This is a genomic window from Roseateles sp., assembly GCF_049240545.1.
In the GTDB taxonomy this organism is placed as follows: Bacteria; Pseudomonadota; Gammaproteobacteria; order Burkholderiales; family Burkholderiaceae_C; genus Paucibacter_A.
In genome coordinates, this window is sequence record NZ_JBMLSK010000271.1 from 1 (window position 1) to 26,306 (window position 26,306).

A 26,306-nucleotide genomic window follows, 5' to 3' on the forward strand; every position below is an offset into this window, starting at 1 on the left:
GCGAACCGACGGCGATACCGATGTCGAAGTAGCCGTGGTAGACGATGTCATTGCCATCGACCGAGGCGTTCAGCACCGGGTACTTCTTCAGGGCAGCAACCGCAGCCTTGACGAAGAAGCTCATGAAGCCCAGCTTGACGCCGTGTTCCTTCTCGAACTTTTCCTGGAACTTCTTGCGCATTTCCATCACCGGGGCCATGTTCACTTCATTGAACGTGGTCAGGATGGCGTTGGTGGCTTGCGATTGCAGCAGACGCTCGGCAACGCGGGCGCGCAGACGGGTCATGGGCACGCGCTGCTCTGGGCGGTCACCCAGGTTCTGAGCGACAGGCGCAGCCACGGCGGGCAGCGGCTTGGCAACCGAGGGCGCAGCAGCCACGGCCACCGGTGCAGGCACAGCAGCCGGCTTGGCGCCAGCGGCCAGAGCGTCGCCCTTGGTGACGCGGCCGTCCTTGCCGGAACCGGCCACATCGGTGGCCGACAAGCCCTTCTCGGCCAGGATCTTGGCGGCGGCCGGCATGGCGACATCACCCTTGGCACCGCCAGTGGCAGCGGCAGGGGCAGCAGCAGCGGGAGCAGCGGCGACCACGGCCTTGACTTCCAGCGGGCTGACTTGCGCCGTGCCGTCGGTGTCGATGCGGGCGATGACTTCTTCGCTGGCCACGCTTTCGCCATCGTTCTTGATGATCTGGGCCATCACACCGGCGCTGGGCGCGGGCACTTCCAACACGACCTTGTCGGTCTCGATTTCAACCAGGATCTCGTCGATGGCCACAGCTTGGCCAGGCTTCTTCTTCCAGGTCAAGAGCGTGCCTTCGGACACAGATTCAGACAGCTGGGGGACTTTGACTTCGATGATTGCCATGATGTTCTAACTTTCTATTTGTTCGGAGAGCTGATCGGGCTCATTGCCTGACGATCAAACGACCGAGAACAAAGCGGCGCCTTCCAGCGCCGCCCTGTTCTTACTTGTTGAGGATGAAGCCCTTGAGCTTGCCGAAAGCCTGGTCCAGCAGCGACTTCTGTTGCTCCTGGTGCAGGTCCGCATAGCCGCAAGCCGGCGAAGCCGAGGCGGGGCGACCCGCATAGCCCAGCTTCTGGCCGTCGAGCATGTTCTCGTGCACATAGTGCTGAACGAAGAACCAAGCGCCCTGGTTCTGCGGCTCGTCCTGGCACCAGACCAACTCGGTCGCGCCTGGGTACTTCTTGATCTCGGCGGCGAAAGCCTTGTGTGGGAAGGGATAGAGCTGCTCAACGCGGATGATGGCCACGTCGGTCGCCTTCTTTTCCTCGCGCTTGCGCACCAGGTCGTAATAGACCTTGCCCGAGCAGACGATCACGCGCTTGACCTTGTCGGCGGCGATAGCCGCATCCTGTTCACCGATGACGGTGCGGAACTCACCCTTGGTGAATTCGCTCAGCGCCGAGGTGGCGTCCTTGGCACGCAGCAGCGACTTCGGCGTCATGATCACCAAAGGCTTGCGGAACATGCGCAGCATTTGACGACGCAGAACGTGGAAGATCTGGCTGGCCGTGGTCGGCTGGACGATCTGCATATTGTTGTCAGCGGCCAGCTGCATGAAGCGCTCCAGGCGCGCCGAGCTGTGCTCAGGGCCTTGGCCTTCATAGCCGTGCGGCAACATCATCACCAAGCCGTTGGAGCGGCCCCACTTCACTTCGCCGGAAGCGATGAACTGGTCGATCACCACCTGGGCGCCGTTGACGAAGTCGCCGAACTGGGCTTCCCAGATCGTCAGCGTGTTCGGCTCGGCAGCGGCATAGCCGTACTCGAAGCCCAAAACCGCCTCTTCGCTGAGGATGGAGTCAATCACTACGAAAGGAGCCTGACCTTCGGCCACGTTCTGCAGCGGAACGTAGGCGCCCTCGTCCCAGTTGGTCCGGTTCTGGTCGTGAATGACGGCGTGACGGTGAGTAAAGGTGCCGCGGCCGGCATCTTCGCCCGACAGGCGGATCGGGTAGCCGCTGGCCACCAACGACGCGAAAGCCATGCTCTCGCCCATGCCCCAGTCCACATTGATCTCGCCACGGCCCATCGCAGCGCGATCGGCGTAGAGCTTTTGCACCAGGTTGTGGGCCACCAGATCCTTGGGCAGCGTGGTCAGCTTGTCAGCCAAGCGCTTCCACTCAGAGACAGGCAGCGCGGTATCGCAGCTGTCGGTCCACTTCTTGCCGAGGAAGGGCGACCAGTCGGTGGCGTACTTGCTCTTGAAGTTGGTCAGCACCGGATCGACGGTGTGACGGCCTTCGTCCATGGCAGCGCGGTAGGCCTTGATCATCTGATCCGAACCGGCGGCATCGACCACGTTTTGCGCGGCCAACTTGTCGGCATAGACCTTGCGGGTGCCGGGGTGAGCCGCGATCTTCTTGTACATCAGCGGCTGGGTCAGCGAGGGGGTGTCCTGCTCGTTGTGGCCCAGCTTGCGGAAGCAGACGATGTCCAGCACCACGTCCTTGCGGAACTCGGCGCGGTAGTCCATGGCCAGTTGCATGGCCCACACCACCGCTTCTGGGTCATCACCGTTCACGTGCAGCACCGGCGCTTCGATCATCTTGACGACGTCCGAGCAGTAAGCGGTGGAACGCAGATCGCGCGGATCGCTGGTGGTGAAACCGATCTGGTTGTTGATGACGATGTGAACGGTACCGCCGGTGCCGTAGCCGCGGGTTTGGGCCATGCACAAGGTTTCTTGCACCACGCCCTGGCCACCGAAGGCCGCGTCGCCGTGCACCAGCACGGGCAGAACCTGGCTGCCGTTCTTGTCACCGCGGCGCTCTTGGCGAGCGCGCACGCTGCCCTCGACCACCGGGTTGACGATTTCCAGGTGCGAAGGGTTGAAGGACAGCGACAGGTGCACCGGGCCGCCCTTGGTGCTCACATCGGAGCTGAAGCCTTGGTGGTACTTGACGTCACCGGCCGGCAGATCTTCGGTGGCCTTGTGTTCGAACTCAGCGAACAGGTCGGCAGGCATCTTGCCCAGGGTGTTGACCAGCACGTTCAAGCGGCCACGGTGGGCCATGCCGATGACGATTTCTTGCACGCCGCGTTGGCCGGCGCGCTGGATCAGCTCGTCCATGGCGGCGATGAAGCTCTCACCACCTTCCAGCGAGAAGCGCTTCTGGCCGACGTACTTCGTGTGCAGATAGCGTTCCAGGCCTTCGGCAGCGGTCAGACGCTCCAGAATGTGGCGCTTTTCTTCGGCGGTGAAGGTGGGCTTGCCGCGGGCCTTTTCCAGGCGCTCTTGCCACCAGCGCTTTTCGCCAGGGTCGGTGCAATGCATGAACTCGGAACCGACCGAGCTGCAATAAGTCTCGCGCAAGGCTTGCACGATTTGACGCAAGCTCATGGTGTCGCCACCAAAGTTGGTGTTGGAGGCCGAGAAGCTGATGTCCATATCGGACTCGGTCAGGTCGTAAAACGCCGGATCGAGTTCAGGAATCTTGGGGCGCTCTGAGCGCTTGAGCGGATCGAGTTCGGCCCAGCGGTTGCCCAGGAAGCGGTAGGCGGCGATCAGGCTTTGCACATGCACTTGCTTGTGTGCAACGGCCAAGTCGGCGCTAGAAGCCTTGGCGGCAAAAGCATTGGCCTTGGCGCGCTGAGCGAAAGACTCGATCACCGGGGCATGGGGCACATCGCGGCCATCGCTGCCGTCGGTTGCCGGTACATGCTGGAGCGCGTCGAAATACGAACGCCAGTTGTCAGGCACGGAGCCCGGGTTGTCGAGGTAGGCCTCGTACATCTCTTCGACATAAGGGGCATTGCCCCCGAACAGGTAAGAATTTGACCTGTGTTGCTGCATCATCTTCGCTCACCTCTAGCCCCGGCTTCCAGGGAATTGGCTGGTTGATAAACCTTCCGCGTTACGGCTCGACCGGTTGGCGGATTGCGACCCGCCTAAGCTGTTGTCAGCGAAGGGGACGGGAAGGAACTAAAGTCTCCAAGGCGCGGACTTTATCACCCTTGTCCGTTTCGCCAAGTCCGCCGACCTGAGGACTTTTCGGTAGCAAGCCACGAAAACTGAGTCCGGGCAACAGGGAAATTTTCAACATCCCCCGCGTCGCCCACCAAGTGTCACCCTAGTCAAGCCAAACAGCAAACGTTTGCGAACTCGATGCTCTTGACCTAGACTCGGCATCAGAACGCCAAACCCCGCGATTGAATGGTTTGGCTTTGGGACATATCAGGAGATCCCACCCATGCAAGTTCGCGTCGTCGACTATTTGGCTGCAGATGCCGCCGAGCAATTCACCCGCTCATTGCACGAAACCGGCTTTGGCGTGCTGGTCAACCACCCGATTCAGCAGACGCTGGTCGAGAAGATCTATGCCGACTGGTTGGCGTTTTTCAATACCGAGGACAAGCATCAATTCGCTTTCTCCAAGGAAACCCAAGACGGCTATTTCTCCACCGAGATCTCAGAGACCGCCAAAGGCGCCGCACTGAAGGACATCAAGGAGTACTTCCACTACTACCCCTGGGGTCGCATCCCCAAGACTTTGGAAGCCGATGCTCAGGCCTATTACCAGCAGGCGAATGCTCTGGCCCAGCAACTCTTGGGCTGGGTGGAGCAGTACACGCCGGCGGAAATTGCGCAGCACTACCGCGAACCGCTGTCGAACATGATCAAAGACAGCCGCCAAACGCTGCTGCGCGTCTTGCGCTATCCGCCACTGACCGGCCAGGAACCCGCCGGCTCGCTGCGCGCCGCCGCCCATGGGGACATCAATCTGCTCACCATCTTGCCAGCCGCCAATGAGCCGGGCTTGCAGGTGCAAGACATGAACGGCGCGTGGATCGATGTGCCCTGCGACTTCGGCATGCTCATCATCAATACCGGCGACATGCTGCAAGAAGCCTCGCAAGGCTATTACCCCTCTACCCAGCACCGGGTGGTCAACCCCAGCGGCGAAGGCGCCACACGCAGCCGGATCTCATTGCCACTGTTCTTGCACCCGCGCAATGAGGTCGTGCTGTCGGATCGCTACACCGCGCACGACTATCTGCAAGAGCGCTTGCGTGAGTTGGGCGTCAAGAACTGAGTCCGTCTCCGGGCCGGCTACATTGAGCGCATGCGCGCCCGGCCCGACACCGTCATTCACATCCACCCGGATGCACCGAGCAAACCCGCCGAGGGAGCGGCTTGCAATGGCTGCGGCATCTGCTGCCTGAGCGAGCCTTGCCCGATTGGTGTACTCATCAGCCGCAAACGACGCGGCGCCTGCCGAGCACTGCAATGGTCAGTTCTGCAAGGGCGTTACGTATGCGGCATGCTGATCGAGCCCCTGCCTTACTTCGGCTGGAACAGGCACAGCGCACTCAGCCAAGGGCTCTCTCGCCTGATCGCGAAAGCGTGTCGGCGCTGGATCGCGGCCGGTATCGGCTGCGACTCGGATCTGCAGCCGATCAAGCCTACCGACTCCGGGCAAGCCACTAGATCGGTTTGAAGGCACAAGGGCTAGCATCTTCGCCACCTGACCACACCCCTAGGGATGAAGATGCACAAAATCAAGTTGACAGCGCTGGCCCTTTCTTTAGGCGTCACATTGAGCCTCACGGCCCTGAACGCACAAGCCAATTCCCTGCGCTGGGCGGCCCAGAATGACATCTTGACCATGGACCCGCATTCACAGAACCACGCGACCACCAACGCGATTCTGATGCACGCCTATGAAGGCCTGACCCGCTACAGTGCGAAATACCAAGTCGAGCCAGCGCTGGCGACCAAGTGGACCTACATCTCACCAACCCAGGTGCGTTTTGAGTTACGCCGCGGGGTCAAGTTCCATGACGGCTCGCCCTTCACCGCCGATGATGTGATCTTCACCTTTGGCCGCATCAGCCAGCCGCAAGGCACGATGCAAATCTATGTGGCCGGCATCAAAGAGATCAAAAAGATCGATGACTTCACCATCGATGTGATGCTCAGCGCCCCGACCCCCATCCTGCTGCGCAACATCATCGACTTCCGCATCATGAGCAAGACCTGGGCGGAAAAGAACAAGACCACCAATGTGCAAGATTACAAAGCCAAGGAGGACAACTTCGCCTCCCGCAATGTGATGGGTACCGGCCCCTACAGAATCACCAGTTGGCAGCCGGATCAAAAGATCAGCATGGTGGCCAATAAAGACTGGTGGGACGCCAAGAACGCCAGCAATGTGACCGAAGTCAGCTATCTGCCGATCAAGTCCGACCCGACCCGCGTTGCCGCGCTGCTGTCGGGGGATGTCGACATGCTGACCGACCTGCCCACCCAGGACGTGGCCCGACTCAAGAACGACCCCAAGCTCAAGGTCATCGAAGGCCCCGAGGTGCGCACCATCTTCTTCGTGATGGATCAAGGCAGCGATGAGTTGCAGGGCTCCAATGTGAAGGGCAAAAACCCCTTCAAGGACAAGCGTGTGCGTGAGGCCCTGAGCGTGGCGATTGACCGCGAGGCCATCAAGCGCACCATCATGCGGGGCCTGTCCATCCCTGCCGGCCTGATGGTGGCGCCGGGTGTCAACGGCAACACGCCCGAACTGGACGCGCCGCTGAAGGCCGACACCGAGAAGGCCAAGAAGTTGCTCGCGGAAGCCGGCTACCCCAGCGGATTTGAAGTCCCACTGAATTGCCCGAACAACCGCTACGTCAACGATGAAGAAGTCTGCCAAGCCGTGGTGGCGATGTGGGCCAGAATCGGCATCAAGGCCAAGCTGGCCGCCCTGCCTTTTGCTCAGCACAGTCTGACCTTCCAACGCTTTGAAGCGCCCCTCTTCATGCTGGGTTGGGGTGTGGCCACTTATGACGCGCAGTACTTCCTGCAAGCCGTGGCTCGCACCAAGGCCACCGGCGCCGACGGCAACTTCAACTTCGCCAAACTCAGCGATGCCAGGCTTGACCAACTGGTCGACGGTATGAAGGTCGAGGTCGATGTGGCCAAGCGCAATGCCATGGTTCGAGAGGCGCTACTCCGCGTACGCGATGAGACCCTCTTCATTCCACTGCATCACCAGATGCGGCCCTGGGCTATGCGAGCCAATGTGGAAACCGTCCATCGCTCGGACGATCGACCCGAAGCTCGGATGACCAACATCAAGTAAGCAAGCCTTGAATCAAAAATGGCCACCCTAGGGTGGCCATTCTCATTGGAGCGGGCGTTCCCCGCGCAGTCGCTCGCGCAGAGCCGTTGGCGTCAGACCGAACCAGCGCCGCACCGTGCGGCTGAAGTTGGAGGTATCCTCAAAGCCCAACTCTGCGGCAATCACTTCCATCGACTGCTGGCCCTGCCTGAGGGCGCAGAGCGCCTGCTCTTGGCGCACCCCGTCGAGTACCGACTGATAACTGCAACCCTCGACGCGCAGGTGCCGGATCAAGGTCCGCACCGACACGTGACAGTGCGCGGCGACCTCCACCGCGGCTGGGAATGCCTGACCCGGGAGGCGCAGCAGCAGCATCTGACGCACCCGCAAGGCCCACGGTCCTTGGCCGTTATGCGACTGGGCAAGCTCGCGTTCACAGTCCTGGCGGGCGGCCTCGTAAGCACGCGGATCGGCGGTCAAACAAGGCAAGCTCAGCAGCGTCGGCGTCAGATAAAAGGCCAGCAAGGGCGCATCAAACCGGATCACCCCATCAAAACACAGGCGCAGTTGTGCCAACCATTCGGGGTCAGCAGGTTCTGCGAACGGCAGATCCAGCTGCAAGCCCTGTACCCGGTGGCCCACCACCGACTCCATCAGACGCAGCGCCGTGCCAAGCACCATCTCCAACACGAAGCCGCGCGCCTGACCCAGGTCGCAGCACTCATGAACTCGCAAGACCGCCAAGTCTTGGTCCTCCTGCAAATCAAAGCGGAGCAAGCCGTTGCGCAGGCTCGCGAATCGAGCCACCGTCTGCAAAGCTTGGCGTAAATCACGGCTCGCCACCATCGAATACCCCAGCGCACCATGGGCCGAGATCTGCGCCGTCTGACCCAAATCCAGACCGAGCGCAGGCCTGCGGCTGGCTTGCACGGCCGCCAACACCAGCGGCTGAACCACAGCAAAGCTCAGCATCTGCTCGCGCACCGACAGCGCCTCCCACGTGAGGCCGGCCGAGGCCAAACTGCCCTCCACATCAGACCCCAAACTGCGCAACAACATGCACAACAGGCGCACATAAGTGGGGTGAACCTGTGCAGCCCCAGGTCCGCCCGCGTCGAGGGCGGCACTGGCGGACCTGAGGCTTGGGCGAGTGAGCGTCATAACTTGGCACTTTATGACGAAAGCTTGCCACTTGCCTCGGTGTTTTCGAAGGGACCTGAAGCCCAAACTGCGAGCAACAACAGGAGACAGATCTTGAGCCTCGCTATGCCATCGCCCGCCCCCCATTCACCCGACCCCGCCACGCCCTACCGCGACCGCAAACGCTATGCCTGGCTGATGAGCCTGCTGGTGCCGGCTTCGGTGACGCTGGGGCCTGCCCTGCTGAGTTGGAGCGGCGACGCGCGAATCTTGTGGCTACCGGTTGCGTTCTTGTACGGCATCGTGCCGCTGATCGACTGGCTCTTGGGCACCGATCGCAGCAATCCGCCCGAATCGGCGGTACCGGCCTTGGACGCGGATCACTACTACCGCCGCATCACCTATGCCTTGGTGCCCATTCTTTGGCTGGCCTTCATCTACTGCGTCTGGTTCGTGGCCACGCATGACTTGCCCTGGCACGGCGTCTTGGCCATGGTCATCATCACCGGCTCGGTCGGCGGCTTTTGTATCAATCTAGGCCATGAGTTGGGTCACAAGCAGACGGCACTCGAGCGCTGGTTGGCCAAGCTGGTGCTCGCCACCACCGGCTACGGTCATTTCTACATCGAACATAACCGCGGCCATCACCGGGATGTGGCCACCCCGCTAGACCCGGCCTCCTCGCGCATGGGGGAGTCCATTTACCGCTTTGTCTTGCGCGAAATGCCGGGCGCTTTCAAACGGGCCTGGGCGCTTGAAAGCACCCGGCTGCAAAAGGCCGGCCTGCCGGTGTGGTCGCTGAAGAACAACGAAATCCTGCAACCCGCGCTGATCACGATCGCCCTCTGGGGCAGCTTGGTTCTTTGGCTGGGCCCTCAGGTCTTGCCCTTCATTCTGGCGACCGCGTCCTGGGCCAACTTCCAGCTGACATCAGCCAACTACATCGAGCACTACGGACTGCTGCGCCAGCAACTGCCCAATGGCCGCTACGAGCCCTGCCAGCCGCATCACTCTTGGAACAGCAACCACATCTTCTCGAACTGGGCGGTGTTCCACTTGCAGCGTCACTCGGATCACCACGCCCACCCACTGCGCCGCTACCAATCGCTGCGCCACTTTGAGAACCTGCCGCAACTGCCCAGCGGCTACTTCGGCATGTTCAGCATTGCCTACATCCCGCCGCTGTGGTTCAAGGTGATGGACGAACGCCTGCTGGCCGTGGTGGGTCGTGACCCTCAGCGCATCAACTTCGAATCCAGCAAAAGAGCCGCCCTGATCGCGCGTTATGGGATGCGCTCAAATTGAAGTCTTGGCAGATGCAGGCACCCTCTTTTTAGAGAGCTGCCTCCATTGACAGGCGCTTTCACTTGCTACGATTGAAGATCGGGAATACTTTAGATATATCTAAATAGCGTATTGCGTCGGACCTTGTGCCCTCAGCCGCCCCCTGCGTTGAACCGAGACTGATGGTGCGAACAACCAAGGAGTCCGTATGCCCGAAAGTTGTCGCCAAAGGCGCAGCTCATTTGTCCCTGTCAAAGGGCAAACCTTTCAACCCGATCCAGCGCGCCCTGGCAGCGCTAGGCTAAGTCGCAGCGCGGCCTTCATTGCCCTGCTCGGCTTGGGCTTACCCAGTTGGGCTCAGGCCCAAGGCTTTGACCAAGCCGTTGATCATTTCTTCGCCAACACCTTTGGCTGGTTCGTTGATCTGATCTTCTATTCGGTACCCATTGCAGGTACGCAGTTCCCCTTGATTGCCGGCTGGCTGATGCTGGCGGCGATGGTCTTCAGCGTCTATTTCGGTTTCCCGCAACTGTTCAAAGCCAAGCTGGCCCTGGACATCGTGCGTGGCCGCTACAGCAACCCCAAGGACCGCGAACCCGGCGAGGTCAGCCACTTTCAAGCGCTGACCACCGCACTCTCTGGCACCGTCGGCTTGGGCAATATGGCCGGCGTCGGCGTAGCCGTAGCCATTGGCGGGCCGGGCGCCACCTTCTGGATGATCATCGTCGGCCTGTTCGGCATGGCCACCAAATTCACCGAATGCACGCTGGGCGTCAAGTACCGCACCGTGCTGCCCTCTGGCGCCATCTCGGGCGGACCGATGTACTACCTGCGTGACGGCTTGGCTGAGCGGGGTCTACCCCGCCTGGGCAAGCTGCTGGCGGCGGGCTTTGCCCTGATGGCGGTGCTGGGCGCCTTGGGCGGCGGCAATATGTTCCAGGGCAATCAGGCCAACGCGATGATTGTTCAAACTTTCGATCTCCCCACAGGCTATGGCTGGGTGGTTGGGTTGATCCTGGCGCTGCTGGTCTTCGGGGTCATGCTGGGCGGCATGCCCAAGATTGGCGCCGTCACCGCGCGCTTGGTGCCCTGGATGGCTTTCCTCTACATCGGTCTCACGGCGGCGGTGTTGATTGTCAACTTTGAGCGTATCCCGCAAGCCTTAACCTCCATCCTGGACGGCGCATTTCGTGCCGAAGGGGTGGCCGGAGGCGTTCTGGGCGCCTTGATCCAAGGCTTGAAGCGTGCAACCTTCTCGAATGAGGCCGGCGTCGGTTCTTCGGCCATCGCGCACAGCGCGGTTAAAACCAAGGAGCCGGTCACCGAAGGCTTGGTGGCCCTGCTGGAGCCCTTCATTGACACCGTGGTGATCTGCACCATGACCGCCTTGGTGATCACCATCGCCGGCATCAATATGGGCCCCTATCCCAACCCCACGGGCTTGAGCGGCATCGAACTGACCTCGGCTGCCTTCCAGGAGACCGCTGCCTGGTTCCGTTATCCGCTGGCTCTGGCAGTGGTGGTGTTCGCGGTTTCAACCATGATCAGCTGGGGCTATTACGGTCTCAAGGCCTGGACTTATCTCTTGGGCGAAAGTCGGCTCAGCGATGCGACCTTCAAGCTGCTGTTCTGCAGCTTTGTGGTGGTGGGCGCCTCGATCAATTTCGGCGCGGTCATCAACTTCTCAGACGCCGCCATCTTCGCCATGTCGATCTTCAACTTGATCGGCGTGTATCTGCTGGCACCGGTGGTCAAGGCTGAATACAAGCAGTTCCTGGCCAAGATCGAGTCCGGCGCACTGAAGCCCTACCCCAAGGTCAAACCAAGTCGGCCCGCGATGGTTTGAACTTGGGGCGCCCTAAGCCGGGGCGTCAGAGGCGAAAAAAGGGGCGCCGACAAGGCGCCCCTTTTGACTTGCTCTTCTCCTGTTCAGCGCAGCGACAAGCGTTCCCGTGCGGCCTGGTACTCACGCGCCAAGCGCGCCACCAGTTGCGCCGCCGGCAGCACTTCGCGCACCGCGCCAATGCCTTGGCCACAGCCCCAGATGTCCTTCCAGGCCTTCTTGGCATCGCCGCCAAAGTTCATCGCGCTGGGGTCGCTCTCGGGCAGCTTGTCCGGGTCCATGCCCGCATTGACGATGGAGCCACGCAGATAGTTGCCGTGCACGCCAGTGAAGAGATTGCTGTAGACGATGTCATCGCTATTGCTGTCCACAATCATCTGCTTGTAAGCGTCCGATGCGCGCGCCTCTTCGGTGGCAATGAAGGCCGAGCCGATGTAGGCGAAGTCAGCGCCCATGGCCTGGGCCGCCAAGACCGCGTCGCCGCTGGCGATGGAGCCCGACAAAGCCACCGGGCCATCAAACCATTCGCGGATTTCCTGGATCAAGGCAAAAGGGCTCTTCACACCGGCGTGGCCGCCAGCGCCAGCGGCCACGGCGATCAAGCCGTCCGCGCCCTTCTCGATCGCTTTTTTGGCGAACTTGTTGTTGATGATGTCGTGCAGCACCACACCGCCCCAGGCATGCACCGCCTGGTTGACATCTTCACGCGCACCCAGCGAGGTGATGATGATGGGCACCTTGTACTTGGCGCAGACCGCCATATCGTGCTCGAGCCGCTCATTGCTCTTGTGCACGATCTGGTTGATGGCAAAAGGCGCTGCCGGCTTGTCTGGATTGGCCTTGTTGTAAACCGCCAGCTCGGTGGTGATTTCATTCAGCCACTCGTCCAGCAACTCGGCGGGGCGCGCGTTCAACGCTGGCATGGAACCCACCACGCCGGCCTTGCACTGGGCAATCACCAGCTTGGGGTTGCTGATGATGAAGAGTGGCGAGCCGATGATGGGCAGCGGCAGGTTTTGCAGAATCGGGGGCAAGGACACGAGAGTCTCCGTTCTAGTTTTTAGTGAGCTCAGAAAGCATCCAAGGCCATGGCGGTGACGCTGTCGGCGCCGTCCACGATGGCATCGCGCAAGCTGCTGCTCCGCGTCAGGATGTGTTCGGCGTAGAAGCGAGCGGTGGCGATCTTGGCGCTCATGAAGGCCGCGTCTTCGCCCGCAGCCAACTTGTCTTCCGCCACCAGCAAGGCGCGCGCCAGCTGCCAGCCGGCCACCAAATTGCCAGCCAACATCAGGTAGGGCACCGAGCCGGCATACGCGGCATTGGGGTTGCTGCGTGCGTTGGCCACAATGAAGCCCACCACGTCGAGGTAGGCCTGTCGCGCCGCGCTCAGGCGCTTGTGCACCGCCAAGGCGGCCGGGCTTCCGCGCGTGAGCAACTGAGCCTCGGTCGCTTCGACCAGGGCCGCCACCGAGCGGGCGAACTCGCCACCATCACGGCTGGTTTTGCGGCCCACCAGGTCATTGGCCTGGATGGCGGTTGTGCCTTCGTAAATGGTCAGGATCTTGGCGTCGCGGTAGTACTGGGCCGCGCCGGTTTCTTCAATGAAACCCATGCCGCCGTGGATTTGCACGCCCAGATCGGTCACTTCCAAACTCATCTCGGTGCTGTAGCCCTTGATCAGCGGCACCAGGAACTCATAGAAAGCCTGGGCCTGCTTGCGCACCTCGGCATCGGCATGGTGATGGGCGGTGTCGTAGGCGCTGGCGCCCACCAGGGCCATGGCGCGGCAGCCTTCGGTCAGCGAGCGCATGGTCATCAACATGCGGCGCACATCGGGGTGGTGAATGATGGCGCCGCTGCTGGGCAGCGAACCGTCCACCGGACGCGACTGGATGCGATCGCGCGAGAAGGCCGCAGCCTTTTGGTAGGCCCGATCGGCCACCGCAATGCCCTGCACGCCCACGCCAAAGCGGGCCGCATTCATCATGATGAACATGTACTCGAGGCCACGGTTTTCTTGGCCGATCAGCGTGCCGATGGCACCGCCATGGTCACCAAATTGCAGCACAGCGGTCGGGCTGGCCTTGATGCCCATCTTGTGCTCGATGGAGACGCAGTGCGCATCATTGCGTGCGCCCAGCGAGCCGTCGGCATTCACCAGGAACTTGGGCACGAGGAACAGGCTGATGCCCTTGACGCCCTCGGGCGCACCGGCCACACGGGCCAGCACCAGATGGACGATGTTCTCGGCCATATCGTGCTCACCGTAGGTGATGAAGATCTTGGTGCCGAAGATTTTGTAAGTGCCGTCAGGCTGCGGCTCGGCGCGGGTGCGCACCTGAGCCAGGTCCGAACCGGCTTGCGGCTCGGTCAGGTTCATGGTGCCTGTCCAGCTGCCATCGACCAACTTGGGGATGAAGGTGTTCTTCTGCTCTTCCGAGCCGGCGGTCAGCAGCGCTTCGATCGCGCCATCGGTCAAGAGCGGGCACAGCGCGAAGCTGACGTTCGCGCTGTTGATCATTTCGCCGCAGGCGGCGCCAATGATCTTGGGCAGGCCTTGGCCGCCGAACTCGGTGGGGTGTTGCAGACCTTGCCAGCCGCCTTCGGCGAACTGCTTGAAGGCTTCTTTAAAACCGGGCGTGGTGAAGACCTGGCCGTCCTTCCAGTAGGAGGGGTTCTTGTCGCCTTCCCAGTTCAGGGGCGCGATCACGTCTTCATTGAGCTTGGCGCATTCCTCCAACACGGCCTGCGCGGTGTCGATGCCGTAATCGGCAAAAGCAGGGATCTGCTCAGTCAGCGACTGCAGGCCAGCCAGCTCCTGCATATTGAACAACATGTCTTTGACGGGGGCGCGGTAAGTCATGGTGATGTCTCCAGCAATACGAATCTAGGGTCGTTCAAGGGTGTTCAGGGACGTTCAGATGGAACAAGGGCGCCGCGACCGTGAAGTCGGGCGCCCTGGGGCTCACTCAATCAGAGAGCTTCCCGGTGTTGGAGCCACTCAGAGGCTCTTCACCAACTCCGGCACGGCGGTGAACAGATCGGCTTCCAGGCTGTAGTCGGCCACCGAGAAGATCGGGGCTTCGGGGTCCTTGTTGATCGCCACGATCACCTTGGAATCCTTCATACCGGCCAAGTGCTGGATGGCGCCGCTGATGCCGGCAGCGATATAGAGCTGAGGGGCGACGATCTTGCCGGTCTGGCCGACCTGCCAGTCGTTCGGGGCATAACCCGCATCCACGGCGGCGCGCGAGGCGCCCAAGGCAGCACCCAGCTTGTCGGCCAGCGGGGTCAGCACTTCCATGAACTTCTCGTTCGAACCCAGGGCACGGCCACCGGAAACGATGATCTTGGCGGCGGTCAGCTCGGGGCGATCGCTCTTGGTCACTTCACGGCCCGCGAAGCTGCTCTTGCCGCTATCGGCGGCGGCGGCCACGGTTTCAACAGCGGCGCTGCCACCGCTGGCGGCTGCGGCGTCAAAGCCGGTGGTGCGCACGGTCAGCACCTTGGTGGCATCGCTGCTTTGCACGGTGGCGATGGCGTTGCCAGCGTAGATCGGGCGCTCGAAGGTGTCGGCGCTGATGACCTTGGTGACATCGCTCAGTTGCGCCACGTCCAGCAAGGCAGCGACGCGCGGGGCGACGTTCTTGCCCGAGGCGGTGGCGGGGAACAGGATGTGGCTGTAGCCAGAAGCAATCGCCAGCACCTGGGCGGCCAGGTTTTCAGCCAAGCCGTTTTCCAGGCCAGCGGCGTCGGCGTGCAAGACCTTGGCAACACCGGCGATCTGCGCAGCAGCAGCGGCGGCAGCGCCGGCGTTGAAGCCCGCCACCAGCACATGCACATCGCCGCCTGCGGCCAGCGCAGCGGTCACGGTGTTCAGCGTTGCGCCCTTGATGGAGGCGTTGTCGTGTTCAGCAATAACGAGAGCAGTCATTGTGTTTTCTCCGAATTCTTCTGATCTGGGGTCAGCCAATGACCTTGGCTTCGTTCTTCAGCTTGTCAACGAGCGCGGCCACATCGGCCACCTTGACACCAGCGCTGCGCTTGGGCGGCTCTTCCACCTTCAGCGTCTTGATGCGCGGGGCCACGTCCACGCCCAGATCGGCGGGCTTGACCACGTCGAGCTGCTTCTTCTTGGCCTTCATGATGTTGGGCAGCGTCACATAACGCGGCTCATTCAGGCGCAGGTCGGTGGTGATGACGGCGGGCAGGCTCAGCTTGACGGTTTCCAGGCCACCGTCAACTTCACGGGTCACGGCGACCGAGTCGGCGCTCAGCTCGACCTTGCTGGCGAACGTGCCTTGCGGCAGACCAGCCAAGGCGGCCAGCATCTGGCCGGTTTGATTGCAGTCGTCGTCAATGGCTTGCTTGCCCAAGACCACCAGGCCGGGCTGCTCTTTGTCCACCAGGGCCTTGAGGAGCTTGGCCACGGCCAGGGGCTGCAACTCGGCATCGGTTTCCACCAGGATGGCGCGGTCGGCGCCAATGGCCATGGCGGTGCGCAGGGTCTCCTGGCACTGGGTCACGCCGCAGGACACGGCGATCACCTCGGTGACCACGCCCTTCTCCTTCAGGCGCACGGCCTCTTCGACGGCGATCTCGTCAAAGGGGTTCATCGACATCTTCACATTGGCGATGTCCACGCCGGTGCCGTCGCTCTTGACGCGCACCTTGACGTTGTAGTCGACCACGCGTTTGACTGGGACCAAGACTTTCATCGATTACTCCAAGACGAATTGACGTTAACGTTAATCAGATTCTAAAGGGGTGGCCCCGAGGCCCTGCACCATCATCGCCGACTTCGGCGAAAAAAGCACGATCGTTCTATTTTAACCACGAGCCCGAAGCGGTCCAGCGCAAAAGCTAGACTGACGCACTCAATGAGTTCCCTCCCTTCTATTTCAGCGCCTCGCCTGGGCGTTTTCGATTCCGGCGTGGGCGGCCTGACGGTCTTGCGCGAGCTGCGCCAGCAACTGCCAGAAGTCGCCCTGCACTACGTCGCAGACACGGCTCATGCGCCCTACGGCCTGCGCGAGGCGGACTACATCATCGAGCGCAGCCTGAAGGTAGGCGGCCATTTGATTGAGCAAGGTGCGCGCGTCTTGGTGGTGGCCTGCAATACGGCAACGGCCCATGCCATTGGGGCACTACGGCAGCGTTGGCCCGAGGTCCCCATCGTGGGCACCGAGCCCGGCATCAAGCCTGCCGTGGCCCAAAGCCGAGTCGGGCGCATCGGGGTGATGGCCACGCCCGCCACCATCGCCAGTGCGCGCTTTGCCGACCTGGTTCAAAAACATGCCGGCCAGGTGCAAGTCTTCAGCCAAGCCTGCCCCGGCTTGGTGGAGCTGATTGAACGCGGCGACTTGCAATCTGAGGAGTTGCGCAAACTGCTCGCTCAGCTGTGCCAACCCTTGCTTGAAGCCGAGGTGGATACGGTGCTGATGGGCTGCACCCATTACCCGCTGATTCAAGCGCAGTTGCAAGAGACGCTGGGCGCGCAGGTCAAGCTGCTGAACATCGAGTCGGCAGTAGCTCAGCAAGCGGCGCGGCAATGGCAAGCGCTCGGCTTGTCTTCAACGCCGGACGCCGCTCCCCTCTTGCAAACCACCGGAGAAGCGCAGTCTCTAAGCCGTTTTGTGCAGCAAGCCTTGAATTGGCCATTCAGCGCCAGCGGCTTGCAGATTTAAGAAGCTCAAATGCCGGGACGTCCTGCACGCGACCTCCCCAGGCTCACCTGACCTCGCGCGCCAACTTCAGCATCTGCGAACTGAGCATCAATCCCCGCCGCTTGGCCTCGGTCAAGTTGACACGGAAACTCAAGCCATTCGGCTCGGCAATCAGACCGATGACGGCGCCACTGCGGAAAGCCTCCACCGTGTCGGCCACCACCAACAAGGGGGCGTCACCGGCAGCGAGCTGCCAGCGCTGCAAATCAGCGCGCTCCACAAAGCCCAAGAACAGCAGATGGCACTGGCCCAACTGCTGGGGATCGGTCAGGTAGCGCATTCGCACCTGGGCGACGCTGTGGGACTTCAGGGTCAGTGCTTGCATCGCCTCCTGCATGCCTTGACTGCCGGCCACGCAGTAGGTGAACTCTTGAGCGGGCGGAGGCGGCCACTGGGTGAACTGCGCAAAGCGGTAAACAAACGCCGCCTTGAGCTGAGCGTCGTCCATCAAACTGCCTTGCGAGGGGGCTGCGCCAGCAGGCAAGGCCGCGGCGCACGCTCCCAGCAACAAGGCAGCCCTATGCCAACAAGGCCAGCTCATCAACCCAAGCTCCAGTTGAGGCCCAATTGCAAGGTGCGCCGCTCTGATTGAATGGCCGGCGTCAGCGTCGTGGAGCGGTCAAGATAGCCGCGATCCATCAGGTTGTAAACGCCCAAGCTGAACTCCAGATTCAAGCGCGGACGCCACAGCAAATTGACGTTATGCACGGCGTAGCCTGGCAAAGACTGGAAGGAAGTGCTGCGCCGACTCATGGCGAACGTCTGCCACGCCAGTTGCAAGCTGTCGCCGCGCAAAGGTTGGCTGTAAAGCAGCTTGAACAAGGCATGCGGGGAATTGCTCAGGCCCGCATCTTGCTCATCCCTGCTGCGTTGCAAAGACAGGCCCAAACGAAGTCGAGACCCTTGATCCCAGCGCCTCTCCACATCCAATTCACCGCCGTAGCTGCGCACACGGGTGCTGTTCTCAAAGATCGGCAGGTCCACCTGATTCTGCTCAATCAGGTCATTCATGCGAGACGCATAGAAAGAAGCCCGGTACTGCAGCTGCGGCGTCAATGACTGTTCCCAAGAAAGCTCATAGGACCTGATCTGCTCGGGCTCGGGCGTCGCCACGCCCCAAGAGGCGTTGATCGCAAACTCGTTCAGATTGGCCGCCCGAAACGCGCTACCGTACATCAGCCGCAAGCTGGCATCGGGGATGCCGCTCCAGATCCAAGCCAAACGCGGATTCAATCGCGCTTTAGCTACCTTGGATGCGTCTCGGCGCAAACCGATGACCAAGCGCTGAGCCTCGCTCAGCTGCCATTCATCTTGAATGAACCAAGCGCTGCGACGATTGATGCCGAAATACTCCTGCAAGGGCGGATCCCCTTCGGCACCGATGGAAATGCGCTGCTGCCGATCGTCTTGCACCTCCAGGCCTGCCATCAAGACATGCCGATCGAATTGTCGGGTGCTGAGGCGCAGGTCCCAGTTCGTCCAGCGCCCCAGGGACGTGGCACCGAAGTAGCGCTTCTGCCCTGTGTCTCGATCAAAAAAGGGCATCCGATCCCGGTAGGTATGACTCTTGGCCGACACGCTGGCGAACAAGTCCCAATCCGGCCCCAAGCTGCGCTCGTGACTCAGGCTGACGAAACGGTTGTTGAGCAGCAAAAAAGCTTGATCGACGACCAAGTTCTCAGTGCTGCTGACGTTGCCGGGAATGCCACGCTTCAGATCGGTGGCCCCAAAACGAAACGCCCAGCCTCCCGCGTTAAGGCTGCCGAACATGCGCTTGCTGCGGTCCCAAAAGCGCTCGCGAAAGTCACGCTCAAACTCAGGCAGTACCGCATAGGGGAGCGGGCGTTCGTCTTGCCGAGCAGTACTGGCCGACAACCAGCCCTCCCAACCGGCGTCAGAGCGGTGGCCCCAGCTGGCGCGCAGCTGCTGAACGCCTTGCGAGTCCAGACGGCTTCGCATGTGCAGGCCCGCGAGTCGATCGGCTCGCTTGGTCAACACATTGACCACGCCCAGAAAGGCATTGTTGCCGTACAAGGCGGAGCCAGGACCTGGCGCAAATTCCACCCGTTCGATCAGGTCCACATCGACAAAGAACTCCTCCCCAATCTGCGCGGCGTCAAAAACGTTCTCGTTAATGCGCATACCGTCAATCAAGAACAGGATGCGGGTATTCAGATCTCCCGGTCGCCCCAGCCCACGTGCACCGATATAGCTGAAGTCAACACCGGTGGTGACGTAAAGCCCCGGCATGGCGCCCAGGATGTCGGCCATCGAGCGGAAGCCGTAAAGCGCAATGTCGCCCGCCGTCAGCACATAGGTGGTGCTGGGTGCCCGCGCCGCGCTCTGAACGAAGCGCGAGACGGTGCTGACCTCCACATCGCGCGGCACCTGCTTCAGTGGCTGCCGCAACAACTGCGCCAAGTCCGGCTCTGCATCTGTCACGCTAGTCTTGGGCTCCAGTTCTTCAGCAAGAGACTCAGAGCTCAAAAAACACAGGCTTAGGCTCAGGCAGAAACCCAGCGTCCACCGCGCCGCAAATCCGCACCCGCGCCACGACTGAGTCCGTTCATGCAGCATGGTTGGCCCGGCGGTAGGTGTTCTTGCCCGCGCGCTTGGCGGCATACATGGCCACATCGGCGGCACTCAAGAGTTGCGGCGCATCGACTTCATCGGTCGGACAGAACGCCAAACCCACGGTCGCCCCGATGGGCATCAAATGCCCATCGATCACCATCGGCTCTCGGATCGCCGCAATCAAGCGCAAGGCCAGTTGCTCGGCCGCGGTCTCATCGGGCAAGTTCGGCAAGATCAATGCGAACTCATCGCCGCCGAGTCTGCACAACACATCCCCATTGCGAAGCACTTGCGTCATCCGCTGTGCGACTTCTCGGAGCACCGCATCGCCGGCCTCGTGCCCATGCCTGTCATTGACGGTCTTGAAGTTATCCAGGTCAATGAACATCAAGGCCATCAAGTTCACGCCTTGGCAACTCGCAGCCATATGCCGCTGCAGAGCGGACTGAAAATACAGCCGGTTCGGCAATTGGGTCAGACTGTCTTTGTAGGCCAGTTGCTCAAACTGTTGACCGGCCTGCTGCTCTTGCCTCAATTGCTGATTCAGTTCTGCCTGGCTGATCTCGACTCGCTTGAGCATCTGATTGAATCGTTCGCTCAGGCGGCCCACCTCATCGAAACGATGCACCTTGGCGCGCTGGCTGTAGTCTTGACTCAGGGCCACCTGTTCGGCCAGGTCGGACAACTCCACAATCGGCGCCAGGGCGCTGCGCTGCACCCAGCGCAACAAGCGCCCAGCCAAGACAATGGCCAGGCCGATCACAGCCGCCGCCAAGGCAACCATGCGCAACACCGCCCATTGGATCCGATCCAAGCTCTCGCGCATCCCCAGATAGCCCACCAACTCTTGCTTGAAACGCACCGGCATCCAGACTTCAACGTCGCGCAGCTGCATCTGCCTCAAGGCGCCCCCGAGCCCCCCTTCGGCCGGCAGCTGCAAACGAGGCGACTCGTCTCCGGGCGGCCACTGGGCAAACAGCTGTCGATTCGCATCGCTGACAAGAATCCGGCGCCCATCACTCTGCAGCGCAAAAGAGGCCAATTCCTGGGTCGCCGCATTCTTGTCCTCGAACACCAGCATGGGCGCAAGACTATTGGCCAGCAACTCCGCACTGTGTTGAGCCGCATCAGCTTGCAGATTGCGAGCCGCCAACAAGGAGGCCGCGGCAATCAAGGCAAAAGTGCACAGCAAGGTGGCTGAAAGCACTTGTAAGTTAAGCCGGGTCAGGCGCCCCACCAGTGAGTCGCGACCATCCACCGGCGTGCGCTCGGCCGGACGCTGAGACGAGGCAAGGCCAATCAACTTGGGCGGGGCGATGTCAGTCACGCGAAAAACCCTGGGGTTCAACAAGGCCGCCTTCAGCAGAAAGGCCGCACAGGCAGAGTTCTACCATGGGTGGACAGGCCACATTGCCGGAAAAGCGCCGTCAACAGGCACAGACAATGCCAAACAGCGACCTCAGTGCCGCCTCAGTCGGATCTCAGTCCGACTTCAATAGGGCCAAGACCAGTTGCCCCTCGGCTTCAGATCAGCTGGCCACCAAACCGTTGCGAATGGCATACACCGTCAGCTCGGAATTGTTCGCCAAGCCCAGCTTTTCCAAGACTCGTGCGCGGTACACACTGACCGTCTTGGGGCTCAGCATCAGCTCTTCGGCAATATCGCTGAGCCGTTTGCCAGAGGCAATCATCACAAGCGTCTGCAATTCCCGGTCTGAGAGCTTTTGATGCGCCAACTCATTCACGGGCGCCGTCAGGCTTTCCACTAGCATTTGGGCGATCTCGGGTGTGACGTACTTGCGTCCCTGCGCCACCGTGCGCACCGCCTGCACCAGCACCTGAGGATCACCACCCTTGTTGACATAGCCGAAGGCGCCCGCCCGCAAGGCGCGAATCGCATACTGGTCCTCGGGATACATCGACACGATCAAGGTCCGGATGGCCGTGCCTTCGTCCTTCATGACATGCAAGACATCCAGCCCGCTGCGACCGGGCATATTGATGTCCAGTACCAAGACATCGCAGCCGCCACTCGGACCCAAATCGCGCAAAAGGCTGCGCAACTCGCCGTAATCCCCCGCCTCACCGACCACCTGAATATCGGCAACATCGGACAAGGTGTCACGGATACCACGCCGAATCAAAGCGTGGTCATCACACAAAATCACTTTGATCATGAATTGCCCCAGGCCGAACCTTCTTGCGCCACCACCGGAATGTCATCACCCAGCAGTCCGCCCTCTTCGGCACGAAGTGGCACCGAAAGAATCAGGCTCACGCCCTTGCTATTGCTGCTCAAATCCACCCATCCACCTACCGTTGCGGCACGCTCATGCAAACCGCGAATGCCAAAGCTGCGCGCCTTGGCCAAGGCTCCGGGTGAAATCCCCACGCCATTGTCGCTGACTTCAAGCGTTAGCACGCCCGAGTCAATGCTCAAATCGATATCCACCCGGCTGGCCTGCGCGTGCTTGGAAACATTGGTCAGCGCCTCCTGCGCCGTCCGATAGGCCACCAAGGGGACGCCGGCCGGCAATTGCATCTGCTCGCTGCTGGTTCGCAGCACCACCACGATGCCAGTACGACGCTCAAATCGAGCCGCCATCCACTGCACGGCAGCAACCAAGCCTTGCTCGAGAATGGCAGGGCGCAGGTTCTGCATGATGCGCTGGCTGGCCTCAATCGCTGCCGTCACAGTCTCCAAGGCAGACTCAACGCGCTGCAAAACCGCAGGATCCTTGGCATGGCGATTGATCCAGGCCAAGTCGAACTTCAGGGCGGTCAATGAGCCCCCCACATCGTCATGGATCTCGCGGGCAATCGCCGCTCGCTCCATCTCAACGCTGGTTTGCAAGTGTCCCGCCAGTTCATGCAAGCGCTGCTTGGATTTCAGCAGCTCTCGATCCGCCTCGATTCGAGCTCGCTCTGACTCGCAGGCCTCAATCGCATGCAACAAGGCTGGCGCCAAACGCGCCAGATCTTTCTTCAACAAATAGTCCGACGCGCCGGTACGCATGGCCGCGACTGCCGTGTCTTCCCCAATCTCCCCTGAAACCAAGATGAAGGGCAGCAAGAGCTGGCTTTCTTTCAGCATGTCCAAGACCAGCAAGCCAGAGAATCCAGGCAAGTTGTAGTCGGAAATGACGGCATCCCAGGGCTGGGTCAGGGCTCGCTCGATCTCAGGCAGGGTATCCATGCGCTCCAACTCAAGATCGAGACCTGCGCGACGAAGCTGAGCCATGATCAGCTGATGATCGAGTTCAGAGTCTTCGATATGGAGGATGCGTAAGCGGCGATTTGCAGTTGGAGTCGGCATGGGGGCGAAGTATGCAGTCATTGCGTGACCCTCCATCCGGGGACTGACCATCACTTGCCTTTGATGCATCAAGAATATGCCGCAAAACAAGGGTTATCCCTAGGATTGACCCGGTTGCTGGCGTCGATCGCCAGAAATAGCCCGCTTCTGTCCACATTGTCCAGTCGACACACGCGCAAGAAATGAGGAAGATGCAGGCAAATGAATGGTCGCCATGTGTTGCGCAGGGAATCGGCTCTTTTTGGGGCCAGGTTTTGCCACCGGGGGAACAAAAGTGTGGAGCAAAGATGCTGATGAATGAAACACCAGACCCTTCCGACCAAGGGATGATTCCGCTGCTGGTGGCCGCCGAGCTTCAGGATCACCTGATGACGGTCACCAATGATTTGGAGCGTTTGCAGCGCTTGCTCGATGATGCGGGCGAGGCGCTGTCGACCCATTTCTACAGCGCGTCAAGCCATGTCAATGGACTCTTGCGACAAGACCAAGCATCGGCCGAAGCCCCAGTCTTGAACAAGGTGATGGAAGACATCGCCGGCGCGATCACGGCGCTGCAGTTCCAAGACATGGCCACGCAATTGATCGCCCACACCAGCCAACGCCTGCGCAACTGTGCCGACCAACTCGCTCGTGACACCTTCGGCGATGACGAAGAAGGTGAAACGATTGTCGAGATCGCCCCGCTGCGACCCAATCCGGTCACCCAGGACGAGATGGACGCCGGTTCAATCGAATTGTTCTAAAGATCCTAATCCAGTTACCGAAATCAGCTTGATACCCCGGAGAGACAACAATGCACTCAATCCTTGCCGTGGACGATTCGGCCTCGATGCGCCAAATGGTCGCCTTCACACTCAAAAACGCCGGCTTCAATGTGGTTGAAGCGGTTGATGGGCAAGACGCCTTGGAGAAGTCGGGCACACGAGATTTCGACCTGGTGCTGACCGACCAGAACATGCCGCGCATGGACGGCATCAGCTTGACCAAAAAGCTGCGCGACAACCCCAAGTTCAAGACCACGCCAATCTTGATCCTGACCACAGAGTCCAGCGATCAAATGAAGCAAGCAGGCCGCGCTGCAGGCGCCACAGGCTGGTTGGTCAAACCCTTTGATCCAGCCAAGCTGATCGAAGTGATCGGCAAAGTGATTCGGTGAAGCCTCGTCAACTCTGGAGCAAAGCATGGGAGAAATGACTTCCGAAGGCGCCAGCCTGAGCGCGGGCATCGACCTGAGCCAGTTTTACCAAGTTTTTTTTGAAGAGGCGAGCGAGAACCTCGACAACATGGAACAGCTGCTGCTGAACCTGAATGTCGACACCGCCGACGACGAAGAGCTCAACGCCATCTTCCGTTGCGCGCACTCCATCAAGGGCGGAGCAGCCACCTTTGGTTTTGGCGATGTCGCCGAACTGACCCACCAAATGGAGACGCTGCTGGACAAGCTGCGTCGCCATGAGTTGAAAGCCACCTCGCCGATGGTGGACACCTTGTTGCAATCGGGCGATGCGCTGCGGGCGCAGCTCGGTCGCCACCAGGGTTCCGGCGCTGACGCCGTGGACACCAGCGATCTGCTGACCAGTATTCGCGGCTTTGTAGAAGGCGAGTCCGGTGACGACTTTTCGGCGCCGCCGCCTGCACCGGCACCCGCCCCCAAGGCCAGCAGCCCGGCCCCGAGCCCAGCGCCAGCCTCCAAGGCCGCGCCCAAGCCCGGCGTACGCGAGCTGGAATTGCAGGTCGGTCCCTTGACGGATATGAGTCTGACCGACAACTTGGTTGACCTGTTCAAGGAAATCACCGACCTGGGCACGATTGAGCCTTTAGATGGCGGCGTTCCCGCTGACGGCATTCGTCGCTTCAAGGTCCTCACCAGCAGCACGGACAGCGACCTGCTGGATCTCTTCACATTCCATGTGGCGCGTGAACAGGTCAAGCTCTCACCATTCGGTCCGGGCTTTGGCTTCCACGACGGCGCACCTGGCTCTCCGCCGGCTGCCAAAGAAGAAGCCGATCTTGGCTATGGCTTCTTCGACAATGCACCCGGCATCCCGGAAGGCAGCGCCGCCAGCAGCGAACTGAAAGTTCAAGCGGAAGCGCCGAAGCCCGCCGTGGTCGCGCAAGCGGCTGCCCGGGCAGAAGCCCGTCCGGCTGCTGCAGGCATGGAGCAGTCGACACTGCGGGTCTCGATCGAAAAGGTGGACCAGCTGATCAATTTGGTCGGCGAGTTGGTCATCACCCAAGCCATGTTGGCCCAGAACAGCCGCGATGTCGCACCGGGTCTGTACCAGCAACTGACTTCAGGCTTGGCCGATCTGGAACGCAACACCCGCGACCTGCAGGAATCGGTGATGTCGATTCGGATGATTCCGATGTCGGTCGTCTTCAACCGTTTCCCTCGCATGCTGCGTGATCTGGCTGCCAAGCTGGGCAAAAAGGTCGAGCTGGTGACCCAGGGTGAAGCGACCGAGTTGGACAAGAGCTTGGTCGAGAAGATCACCGACCCGCTCACTCACTTGGTTCGCAACAGCTGCGACCACGGCATTGAGCAGCCCGCCGATCGCGTCGCCAAGGGCAAGCCGGAGCACGGCACCATCACCTTGGTCGCTTCGCACCAGGGCGGCTCCATCGTGATCGAGGTGCGCGACGACGGCAACGGCCTGAACCGCAACAAGCTGATCAAGAAAGCGCGCGAAAAAGGCATCGATGCACCGGACTCCATGACCGACTCCGAAGTCTGGAACTTGATTTTCGCGCCAGGTTTCTCGACCGCCGATCAGGTCACCGATGTGTCCGGCCGCGGCGTCGGCATGGATGTGGTGAAGAAGAACATCACCTCGCTGGGCGGTACGGTCGAGATCGATTCGGCCGAGGGCTACGGCATGAAGGTCTCGGTGCGCCTGCCCTTGACCTTGGCCATCATGGACGGCATGAGCGTCGGCGTGGGCGACGAGGTCTACATCTTGCCACTCTCCTCCGTCGTTGAGTCCTTCCAAGTCCAAGCAGACACCATCAAGACCGTCGCGGGTTCCGGACGCGTGGTGGAGGTTCGCGACGAGTACATGCCGGTCATCGGCCTGGAAACCATCTTCAACGTGCCTCGTTTTGACTTCGAACATGTCAGCACCATCATGGTGGTGGTCGAAGCCGAAGGCGGCCGCGTTGCGCTGCTGGTCGATGAACTGCTGGGCCAGCAACAAGTGGTGGTGAAGAACTTGGAAGCCAACTACCGCAAGGTGACAGACGTTTCAGGCGCCACCATCATGGGCGATGGCCGCGTCGCGCTGATTCTCGATGTGGGCAGCTTGGTGCGTCGTTCGCGCCACTGAAGTGCAGCTTCGGCTTAGAA

At 61.0% G+C, this 26,306-nt stretch carries 21 protein-coding genes; 9 read left to right on the forward strand and 12 right to left on the reverse strand.

Going from position 1 to position 26,306, the window contains the following annotated elements; all coding sequences use genetic code 11:
* Nucleotides 1–865, reverse strand: an 865-nt coding sequence (locus tag ACOVRJ_RS17485) for a 2-oxo acid dehydrogenase subunit E2 (protein ID WP_422045114.1), incomplete at its 3' end; no start/stop codon positions are given.
* Nucleotides 866–965: 100 nt separating this feature from the next.
* On the reverse strand, nucleotides 966–3,821 hold the full coding sequence (locus ACOVRJ_RS17490; protein ID WP_422045115.1) for a 2-oxoglutarate dehydrogenase E1 component: 2,856 nt from the start codon (nucleotides 3,819–3,821) through the stop codon (nucleotides 966–968).
* A 394-nt stretch (nucleotides 3,822–4,215) separates the two neighbouring features.
* Between ACOVRJ_RS17490 and ACOVRJ_RS17495 the strand changes: the two genes are divergently transcribed.
* From ACOVRJ_RS17495 to ACOVRJ_RS17505, 3 genes are read left to right on the forward strand one after another with little or no spacing between them, the layout of a single operon-like run.
* The gene (locus tag ACOVRJ_RS17495; RefSeq protein WP_422045116.1) at nucleotides 4,216–5,058 is read left to right on the forward strand and encodes a 2OG-Fe(II) oxygenase family protein; all 843 of its coding nucleotides are present in this window, start codon (nucleotides 4,216–4,218) and stop codon (nucleotides 5,056–5,058) included.
* A gap of 30 nt (nucleotides 5,059–5,088) precedes the next feature.
* Nucleotides 5,089–5,463 carry a hypothetical protein gene (locus ACOVRJ_RS17500; protein ID WP_422045117.1) on the forward strand — a complete coding sequence of 125 codons (375 nt, stop codon included), beginning with the start codon at nucleotides 5,089–5,091 and terminating at the stop codon, nucleotides 5,461–5,463.
* Between the two features lie 51 nt (nucleotides 5,464–5,514).
* Nucleotides 5,515–7,101 (forward strand): ABC transporter substrate-binding protein, encoded by a 1,587-nt coding sequence (locus ACOVRJ_RS17505; RefSeq protein WP_422045118.1) that lies wholly within the window; start codon nucleotides 5,515–5,517, stop codon nucleotides 7,099–7,101.
* Nucleotides 7,102–7,143: 42 nt separating this feature from the next.
* Here ACOVRJ_RS17505 and ACOVRJ_RS17510 read toward each other — a convergent pair whose 3' ends face one another.
* A complete protein-coding gene (locus ACOVRJ_RS17510) occupies nucleotides 7,144–8,241 on the reverse strand; it encodes an AraC family transcriptional regulator ligand-binding domain-containing protein (protein WP_422045119.1) in 1,098 nt (365 codons plus the stop codon).
* A 93-nt stretch (nucleotides 8,242–8,334) separates the two neighbouring features.
* On the opposite strand from ACOVRJ_RS17510, the gene ACOVRJ_RS17515 reads away from it, so the two are divergent.
* Both ACOVRJ_RS17515 and ACOVRJ_RS17520 read left to right on the forward strand, forming a co-directional pair.
* Entirely contained in the window at nucleotides 8,335–9,525 is a 1,191-nt protein-coding gene (locus tag ACOVRJ_RS17515; RefSeq protein ID WP_422045120.1) for an alkane 1-monooxygenase, read from the forward strand.
* Nucleotides 9,526–9,841: 316 nt separating this feature from the next.
* Nucleotides 9,842–11,350 carry an alanine/glycine:cation symporter family protein gene (locus ACOVRJ_RS17520; protein WP_422045121.1) on the forward strand — a complete coding sequence of 503 codons (1,509 nt, stop codon included), beginning with the start codon at nucleotides 9,842–9,844 and terminating at the stop codon, nucleotides 11,348–11,350.
* An 83-nt stretch (nucleotides 11,351–11,433) separates the two neighbouring features.
* On the opposite strand, the gene ACOVRJ_RS17525 is transcribed toward ACOVRJ_RS17520, so the two are convergent.
* The 4 genes from ACOVRJ_RS17525 to ACOVRJ_RS17540 all read right to left on the reverse strand — a co-directional run bounded on the left by ACOVRJ_RS17525 (nucleotide 11,434) and on the right by ACOVRJ_RS17540 (nucleotide 16,065).
* Nucleotides 11,434–12,387, reverse strand: coding sequence for an NAD(P)H-dependent flavin oxidoreductase (locus ACOVRJ_RS17525; RefSeq protein ID WP_422045122.1), 954 nt, complete (start codon nucleotides 12,385–12,387; stop codon nucleotides 11,434–11,436).
* Nucleotides 12,388–12,416: 29 nt separating this feature from the next.
* Entirely contained in the window at nucleotides 12,417–14,210 is a 1,794-nt protein-coding gene (locus ACOVRJ_RS17530) for an acyl-CoA dehydrogenase (RefSeq protein WP_422045123.1), read from the reverse strand.
* Between the two features lie 138 nt (nucleotides 14,211–14,348).
* Nucleotides 14,349–15,281 (reverse strand): electron transfer flavoprotein subunit alpha/FixB family protein, encoded by a 933-nt coding sequence (locus ACOVRJ_RS17535; RefSeq protein ID WP_422045124.1) that lies wholly within the window; start codon nucleotides 15,279–15,281, stop codon nucleotides 14,349–14,351.
* A gap of 31 nt (nucleotides 15,282–15,312) precedes the next feature.
* Entirely contained in the window at nucleotides 15,313–16,065 is a 753-nt protein-coding gene (locus ACOVRJ_RS17540) for an electron transfer flavoprotein subunit beta/FixA family protein (protein WP_422045125.1), read from the reverse strand.
* Between the two features lie 162 nt (nucleotides 16,066–16,227).
* Between ACOVRJ_RS17540 and murI the strand changes: the two genes are divergently transcribed.
* Nucleotides 16,228–17,034: a glutamate racemase gene (gene murI, locus ACOVRJ_RS17545; RefSeq protein WP_422045126.1), complete on the forward strand. Its 807-nt coding sequence runs from the start codon at nucleotides 16,228–16,230 to the stop codon at nucleotides 17,032–17,034.
* Between the two features lie 43 nt (nucleotides 17,035–17,077).
* Here the strand turns inward: murI and ACOVRJ_RS17550 are convergent, their stop codons facing one another.
* The 5 genes from ACOVRJ_RS17550 to ACOVRJ_RS17570 all read right to left on the reverse strand — a co-directional run bounded on the left by ACOVRJ_RS17550 (nucleotide 17,078) and on the right by ACOVRJ_RS17570 (nucleotide 22,984).
* Nucleotides 17,078–17,521 (reverse strand): YfiR family protein, encoded by a 444-nt coding sequence (locus ACOVRJ_RS17550; protein WP_422045127.1) that lies wholly within the window; start codon nucleotides 17,519–17,521, stop codon nucleotides 17,078–17,080.
* 92 nt (nucleotides 17,522–17,613) lie between these two features.
* Nucleotides 17,614–19,515: a TonB-dependent receptor plug domain-containing protein gene (locus ACOVRJ_RS17555; RefSeq protein ID WP_422045128.1), complete on the reverse strand. Its 1,902-nt coding sequence runs from the start codon at nucleotides 19,513–19,515 to the stop codon at nucleotides 17,614–17,616.
* 124 nt (nucleotides 19,516–19,639) lie between these two features.
* Nucleotides 19,640–20,974, reverse strand: coding sequence for a diguanylate cyclase domain-containing protein (locus tag ACOVRJ_RS17560; protein WP_422045129.1), 1,335 nt, complete (start codon nucleotides 20,972–20,974; stop codon nucleotides 19,640–19,642).
* Between the two features lie 202 nt (nucleotides 20,975–21,176).
* Nucleotides 21,177–21,824 carry a response regulator gene (locus tag ACOVRJ_RS17565; RefSeq protein WP_422045130.1) on the reverse strand — a complete coding sequence of 216 codons (648 nt, stop codon included), beginning with the start codon at nucleotides 21,822–21,824 and terminating at the stop codon, nucleotides 21,177–21,179.
* The gene (locus tag ACOVRJ_RS17570; protein ID WP_422045131.1) at nucleotides 21,821–22,984 is read right to left on the reverse strand and encodes a response regulator; all 1,164 of its coding nucleotides are present in this window, start codon (nucleotides 22,982–22,984) and stop codon (nucleotides 21,821–21,823) included. Before ACOVRJ_RS17570 ends, ACOVRJ_RS17565 begins: the two co-directional genes overlap by 4 nt.
* 266 nt (nucleotides 22,985–23,250) lie before the next feature.
* Here ACOVRJ_RS17570 and ACOVRJ_RS17575 point away from each other — a divergent pair, with 266 nt between their 5' ends.
* The 3 genes from ACOVRJ_RS17575 to ACOVRJ_RS17585 are packed head-to-tail and all read left to right on the forward strand — an operon-like array spanning nucleotide 23,251 to nucleotide 26,286.
* Complete coding sequence (locus ACOVRJ_RS17575; protein WP_422045132.1) at nucleotides 23,251–23,706, forward strand: hypothetical protein; 456 nt, start codon at nucleotides 23,251–23,253, stop codon at nucleotides 23,704–23,706.
* 50 nt (nucleotides 23,707–23,756) lie between these two features.
* Complete coding sequence (locus tag ACOVRJ_RS17580) at nucleotides 23,757–24,119, forward strand: response regulator (protein WP_263537105.1); 363 nt, start codon at nucleotides 23,757–23,759, stop codon at nucleotides 24,117–24,119.
* 25 nt (nucleotides 24,120–24,144) lie between these two features.
* Nucleotides 24,145–26,286: a chemotaxis protein CheA gene (locus tag ACOVRJ_RS17585; protein ID WP_422045133.1), complete on the forward strand. Its 2,142-nt coding sequence runs from the start codon at nucleotides 24,145–24,147 to the stop codon at nucleotides 26,284–26,286.
* The last annotated feature ends 20 nt before the right edge of the window (nucleotides 26,287–26,306 follow it).